Origin of the sequence: Streptococcus sp. HMSC057G03 (assembly GCF_001808745.1) — a bacterium.
Taxonomy (GTDB): Bacteria; Bacillota; Bacilli; order Lactobacillales; family Streptococcaceae; genus Streptococcus; species Streptococcus parasanguinis_Z.
Genome location: NZ_KV794429.1, coordinates 14,309 through 15,276, shown reverse-complemented (window position 1 = coordinate 15,276; position 968 = coordinate 14,309). Strand labels below are relative to the sequence as shown.

The following is a 968-nucleotide window of genomic DNA, read 5'->3' as shown; positions in this document are numbered from 1 at the left end:
AATGATTTTTCTGGTACGAAGGTTACGGTTCCATCTGGAGCAACAGTATATGTTCCTTCACCATCTACTGTCTTAGTGGTTGAGCCATCTTCGAAGGTAGCTGGAGTATCTTCATCGATTGGAACATTTGGATTGCCTTCCGTGAAGGTTGGTTTACCAGATTGTGTTTGACCTTGAATATCTGTCGATGTAGCATCTTCAGAAGTTGGAACAACCGGAGTAATCTTCGGTGTATAAGTTGTTTCAACTGTAGTTCCATTTGCATCAGCTGCTTGAACCTTAACTGGGACAACATCCCCTGAATAAGATTTATCTGTTGGTGTGAAAGTAACTACACCTGTATCTTTATCAACTGTGTATGTACCGATCACATCACCTGCTGGTGATTTCGCTTCTACTGATGCTGCTGGTTGACCATTTTCATCAAGAAGAGTAATCGAATCCTTGTTAATTGGAGCTACTTCATCACCTTCAGTGAAGGTTACAGTGCCAGTTTGAACAAGACCTTGAGGTCCAGTAGATTCAGCTGGTGTTGCAGTTGGAGTTACTGGAGTTACAGTTGGTGTGTAAGTTGCAGAAGCTTTTGTTCCGTTCTTATCTTCGCGAACAACCGTCACTGCTGGAGCAGTACCAGTAAATGATTTCTCAGGTACGAATGTCACTGTTCCGTCTGCTGCTACTGTGTAAGTACCAACGCCATCTATAGTCTTCGTAGTTGATCCATCATCGAAGGTTGCTGGAACATCATCGTTCATAGGCACACGGCTGTCACCTTCGGTGAATTTAGGTTTACCAGTTTGAGTTGCACCTTGGATATCTGTTGATTCAGCTGGTGTTGCTGTTGGTGTTACTGGTGTCACAGTTGGTGTGTACTTAGCTGTGATTTCAGTACCGTTCTTGTCCACGCGTTTCACTGTTACGCCTGTAGCAGTTCCAGTGAATGATTTTTCTGGTACGAAGGTTACGGT

Annotated in this window: 1 pseudogene; it reads right to left on the bottom strand. The window is 43.7% G+C overall.

The features are described from left to right. Positions 1–968 (bottom strand): annotated as a pseudogene (locus HMPREF2686_RS10715) (CshA family fibrillar surface protein C); the annotation flags it as partial.